Source organism: Geminicoccus sp. (genome assembly GCF_035556675.1).
Taxonomy (GTDB): Bacteria; Pseudomonadota; Alphaproteobacteria; order Geminicoccales; family Geminicoccaceae; genus Geminicoccus.
The window spans coordinates 1-4,777 of sequence record NZ_DATMFZ010000310.1 but is presented as its reverse complement, the minus strand read 5'-3'; the positions used below and the strand labels follow the sequence as shown (position 1 = coordinate 4,777).

Genomic DNA, 4,777 nt, shown 5'->3' with positions numbered 1-4,777 from the left:
CTCCTGGCCTTCATGCCCGCTCTCCCGTGCCCATCCGGGTCATGACGTTGTAGAACACGAAGCTGAGCGTCAGGATGATCAGGAAGTAGATGATCGAGATCGCCGCGGCCGGGCCCAGGTCCATCTGGCCGATCGCGATCTTGGTGAGGTGGATCGACAGGAAGGTGGTGGAGTTGCCGGGCCCGCCGCCGGTGACGACGAACGGCTCGGTATAGATCATGAAGCTGTCCATGAAGCGCAGCAGCACCGCGATCAGCAGGACGCCGCGCATCTTGGGCAGCTCGATGTAGCGGAACACCTTCCAGGTCGAGGCGCCGTCGATGGCGGCAGCCTGGTAGTAGGCATCCGGAATGGCGCGCAGCCCGGCATAGCAGAGCAGCACGACCAGCGGCGTCCAGTGCCAGACGTCCATCACCACGATGGTGAGCCAGGCGGCGACCGGGTCGTTGGTGTAGTTGTAGGGGATGCCCAGCGCGTTCACGAGCCAGCCACCGAGACCGATGTCGGCCCGCGCGAACACCTGCCAGATCGTGCCCACCACGTTCCACGGGATCAGGAGCGGCAGCGCCATCAGCACCAGCGACAGCGAGGCCCGCCAGCCGCGCGCCGGCATGGCCAGCGCCAGGGCGATGCCCAGCGGGATCTCGATCAGCAGGATCACGAAGCTGAACACGAACTGGCGGATCAGCGCGCCATGGAGGTCGTCGTCGGCCAGCACGCTCTCGAACCACTCGGTGCCGACCCAGAAGCGTTCCTGCGGGCTGAAGATGTCCTGGAAGGCGTAGTTGACCACGGTCATCAGCGGGATGATCGCCGAGATCGCGACGATCACGAACACCGGCAGGACCAGGAACCAGGCCTTGTTGTTCTCGATCTTGTCCATGGCCAGCCTCCCCCGTCGTTCCCGTTCTAGTGGACCAGGCGATCGTCCAGGTAGAGCCTGGTCCAGGCCGGCGGCAGGCGCAGGAAGGCCTGGCCCGGCATGACCGGCGCATCCTCGGACAGCTTGGCCATCACCGTGGCGTCGCCGAGCCTGGCGGTCACCAGCGCATAGTTGCCGAGATCCTCGACCCGCTCGACCGCGACCGGCACGCCGTCGGCGCTGGGGCTGCCGGTGATCCGCACATGCTCCGGGCGGATGCCCAGCTCGACCCGGCCCTCGCCGGGCCCCACCAGCCCGTCCGGCAGCACATGGTCGGTACCGGGAATGCGCAGGCCACCGCCGTCGCGCTCCAGCGGCACGAAGTTCATGCCCGGCGAGCCGATGAACCAGCCGACGAAGCGGTGCTCCGGCCGCTCGAACAGTTCCTGGGGCGTGCCGACCTGCATCACCCGGCCGGCATGCATCACCACGATCTTCTCGGCGAAGGTCAGCGCCTCGTTCTGGTCGTGGGTGACATAGACCAGCGTGCGCCGGTAGCGCTCATGGACCTGCTTCAGCTTGCGCCGGAGCAGCCATTTCAGGTGCGGGTCGATCACGGTGAGCGGCTCGTCGAACAGGATCGCCGCCACGTCGGAGCGGACCAGGCCGCGGCCGAGCGAGATCTTCTGCTTGGCATCGGCCCCCAGCCGCCTGGCCGGCCGGCGCAGGTCCGGGCCCAGCTCCAGCATGGCCGCCACTTCCTCGACCTTGCTGCGCACCTCCGGCTCGGCGACGCCGCGGTTGCGCAGGGGGAAGGCCAGATTGTCGAACACGCTCATCGTGTCGTAGACGACCGGGAACTGGAACACCTGGGCGATGTTGCGCTCGCCCGGCGACTTCGTCGTCACGTCGTGCTCGTCGAACAGCACCCGGCCATGGGAGGGCCGGAGCAGGCCGCTCATGATGTTGAGCAGCGTGGTCTTGCCGCACCCCGAGGGCCCGAGCAGCGCATAGGCGCCGCCATCGGCAAAGGCGAAATCCATCGGCTGCAGCGCGAAGTCGGAAGGCTGCCGGGGATCCGGACGATAGGCGTGCCCAAGGCCCGCCAGCGTGATCTCCGCCATAAGCTCAGCCTCCCCGGCCGCGCACCGGTGCCGCCCGCACCATGCCGTCCGGCCCGAACGCATAGAGCCGGGTCGGGTCCAGATAGACGGTCACCTTCTCCCCCAGCCCATGCTCGTGCACGCCTTCCTCCTGCACCACCCAGTCCAGCGCCTCGGCATGGACGTGGACGAAGGTCTCCGAGCCGGAAATGTCGGCCAGCTCCACCCGGGCGGGCAGGGAAGGGAGGCCCGGCTTGGGCCGCAGCGCCAGGTGCAGCGCGCGGATGCCGAAGCGGTAGGAACCGTCCTCGAGCGTGCCCAGATGGCCGGTGAGCGGCAGCTCCAGCCCCTGCGGGAAGCGCGCCATGCCGCCCTTCACCTCGACGCTCACCAGGTTCATCGGCGGGTCGCTGAACACCTCCGCCACCGCCTCGGAGGCCGGATGGTGATAGACCTGGGCGGTCGGCCCCGCCTGGAGCACCCGGCCCTCGTGCATCACCAGCACCGAGCCGCCCATGGTCAGCGCTTCCAGCGGCTCGGTGGTGGAATAGACGACCACCGCACCACGCCGCTCGAACAAGGCGCGCAGCTCGGTGCGCAATTCCTCGCGCAGCTTGTAGTCGAGATTGACCAGGGGTTCGTCCAGGAGCAGCAGGCGGGCTTCCTTGGCGAGCGCGCGGGCGATCGCGGTGCGCTGCTGCTGGCCGCCGGACAGTTCCGCCGGCAGCCGGTCCAGCAGATGGTCGATATGGAGAAGGCTCGCCACCTCGCGCACCCGGCGCTCGATCGCGCCGCGCTCCTCGCCCTTGAGGCGCAGGGGCGAGGCGATGTTCTCGAACACGCTGAGCGAGGGGTAGTTGATGAACTGCTGGTAGACGAAGGCGACGCTACGCTGGCGCACCGGGACGCCAGTCACATCCTGCCCGTCCTGGAGGAGCCGGCCGGCAGTGGGCGCGTCCAGCCCGGCCATCAGCCGCATCAGCGAGGTCTTGCCCGCACCGGTCGGCCCCAGCAGCACGTGCAGCCCCGGTTCGAGCACGGCATCTACCGGATGAAGATGGATGCTGCCGCCGACCGTTCTGGTGATGCCCTGGAGCTGGAGGCTCATGCCGCGTCCACCGCCGATGCCGCGTGTGGTTTATCCAGATGCGCCCGCAGGCGCTGCACCTCCTCGTCGCTGAGGAAGAGGCCGAGCTTGCTGCGGCGCCACAGAATGTCCTCGGCCGTACGGGCCCATTCCTGTTCCACCAGGTAGCGGACCTCCGCCTCGTGCAGGTCGGCGCCGTAGCAGGGGCCGAGATCGTCCAGGCGCTGCGCATCGCCCAGCACCAGGGCGACCCGCGTGCCGTAGGCCGCGACCAGCCGCCTCGCCAGGCGCTCGGGCAGCCAGGGGTGGCGACGGCGCAATTCGGCCGTGAACGCGTCGGGATCGGCCAGGTCGCCGCCCGGCAGCGGCGTGCCGGCGGTCCAGTCGGGCCGGTCCATGCCGACCAGCGGTGCCAGCTTCTGCACCGCATGCTCGGCCAGGCGCCGGTAGGTGGTGATCTTGCCACCGAAGATCGAGAGCAGCGGGGCGGCACCGTCCGGCGCGTTCAGGTCGAACGTGTAGTCCCGGGTCACCGCGGACGGGTTGGCCGAGGCGTCGTCGTAGAGTGGCCGCACCCCGGCATAGGACCAGACGATGTCGCTCTCGGCGATCGGCTTTTTGAAGTGGCGGTTGACCACCCGGAGCAGGTAGTCGGTCTCCTCGGGCGAGATCCGCACGTCCTGCGGCTTGCCGTCATAGGGGATGTCGGTCGTGCCGATCAGGCTGAACTCGCCCAGCCACGGGATCACGAACACGATGCGCTTGTCGTCGTTCTGCAGGATGTAGGCGTGCGGCCCGTCATGCAGGCGGCGGGTCACGATGTGCGAGCCCTTGACCAGGCGCACCCGGCTCTTGGTGTCGAGCTTCAGGTCGTGCTGGAGGAAGTCCGACACCCAGGGGCCGGCCGCGTTGACCAGGGCGCGTGCCCGGACCGTGCGCACCGCACCGCTGGCCCGGTCCTCCAGCTCGGCGACCCAGCGCCGGCCCTCGCGGACCGCATGGCGGCAGCGCGTGCCGGTCAGGATCTCCGCACCCAGGCTCTGGGCCGCCAGCGCGTTCAGCACCACCAGCCGGCTGTCGTCGACCTGGGCATCCGAATAGTAGAAAGCCTGCTTCACCCAGTCCTGGAGCGGGCGGCCTTCCGGCGTGTCGCCCAGGCGGGCGCGCCCCGAGGCCGGCAGGATCTGGCGGCCGCCCAGATGGTCGTAGAGGAACAGGCCCAGCCGGATCAGCCAGGCCGGCCGCTGCTCCGGGCTGTGCGGCAGGACGAAGCGCAGGGGCCGCACCAGCATCGGCGCCGCCCGCAGCAGCACCTCGCGCTCCAGCAGCGCCTCGCGCACCAGCCGGAACTCGTAATATTCGAGATAGCGCAGCCCGCCATGGATCAGCTTGGACGACCAGGACGAGGTATGGGCGGCGAGATCGTCCTGCTCGCAGAGCAGCACGGACAGTCCACGGCCTGCCGCGTCACGGGCGATTCCGGCACCGTTGATGCCGCCGCCCACCACGAGTAGGTCGAACTCTTCCTGCATACCCCGCGCGTCCCCACAGTTCCTCCAGGAGCGGCCGTTGCCGGTGCCGCCTCGAAAAGGAACGTGTCGTGCCCGGCTGTTCGCCGCCCTGATGATTCGAGGCGTATCCTGCTTGCCGCGGGTTCACAATCGAAAATTCGCTGGGCGAAAACGAACGGGACGCATCCGCTTGACGCACATTAAAACGGGAATC

At 68.7% G+C, this 4,777-nt stretch carries 4 protein-coding genes; all 4 read right to left on the bottom strand.

Features of this window, described 5'->3' with window-relative positions; all coding sequences use genetic code 11:
* Positions 1-10 precede the first annotated feature (10 nt).
* Genes VNS22_RS21795 through glpD form a run of 4 tightly spaced genes read right to left on the bottom strand, consistent with a single transcriptional unit; the run spans position 11 to position 4,584 of the window.
* On the bottom strand, positions 11-883 hold the full coding sequence (locus VNS22_RS21795; protein WP_325736223.1) for a sugar ABC transporter permease: 873 nt from the start codon (positions 881-883) through the stop codon (positions 11-13).
* 26 nt (positions 884-909) lie between these two features.
* Positions 910-1,986, bottom strand: a complete 1,077-nt coding sequence (locus VNS22_RS21790; RefSeq protein ID WP_325736221.1) for an ABC transporter ATP-binding protein — start codon at positions 1,984-1,986, stop codon at positions 910-912.
* Between the two features lie 4 nt (positions 1,987-1,990).
* Positions 1,991-3,073, bottom strand: coding sequence for an ABC transporter ATP-binding protein (locus VNS22_RS21785; protein ID WP_325736219.1), 1,083 nt, complete (start codon positions 3,071-3,073; stop codon positions 1,991-1,993).
* On the bottom strand, positions 3,070-4,584 hold the full coding sequence (gene glpD / locus VNS22_RS21780) for a glycerol-3-phosphate dehydrogenase (RefSeq protein WP_325736217.1): 1,515 nt from the start codon (positions 4,582-4,584) through the stop codon (positions 3,070-3,072). Before glpD ends, VNS22_RS21785 begins: the two co-directional genes overlap by 4 nt.
* Between the last annotated feature and the right edge of the window lie 193 nt (positions 4,585-4,777).